This is a genomic window from Collinsella aerofaciens (assembly GCF_032584215.1).
GTDB lineage: Bacteria > Actinomycetota > Coriobacteriia > Coriobacteriales > Coriobacteriaceae > Collinsella.
The window spans coordinates 1-502 of record NZ_JAWHPN010000107.1 but is presented as its reverse complement, the minus strand read 5'-3'; the positions used below and the strand labels follow the sequence as shown (position 1 = coordinate 502).

The window sequence follows — 502 nt, the reverse complement described above, 5'->3', positions numbered from 1 at the left end:
ATCCAAAAGTGGGGCCTCGAGGAGCGGAATATCGCGATTGCCCCTCCGGGATGGCTGGAGATGCAGCCCTATTTGTGTGTATTGGCCTGTATCGCATGGCATTTCCGCAGAGACCATTTTTGCGAGGGTTCCCTGATCAGTCAAAGCATCGCGGAAGGGGTCCTGTTACGCCTGTTTCGTCGGCTCAAAGCGCTCTGTCCCACATCGGTTCCCGCCGTCACACTACAAGAACTCTGTTGTAACGATTGTCATTCTGTCCCTGAGGTGCCAGGAGTCTATTGGGTATTTGCGCCTGAGGGAATGGCAATCCGTTTCTCGGAACAGGAGTACCGCCCTAAGGCTAAAATCTATCCTGCGAAAAAGCTTCAGGAGAAATATGAGGGATGTGCCGACCAAAGTATCCTGTATATTGGAAAAGCGGAAGGAAAGCGTGGCCTGCGGCAGAGACTGAGGCAGTATATGGACTACGGACTGGGAAGAGGAAATATCCACGCAGGCGGAC

Annotated in this window: 1 protein-coding gene; it reads left to right on the top strand. The window is 53.0% G+C overall.

What is annotated here, in order from left to right:
* Nucleotides 1-300: 300 nt before the first annotated feature.
* A partial coding sequence (locus tag RX395_RS09970; protein ID WP_316367337.1) for a hypothetical protein occupies nt 301-502 on the top strand: 202 nt, incomplete at its 3' end.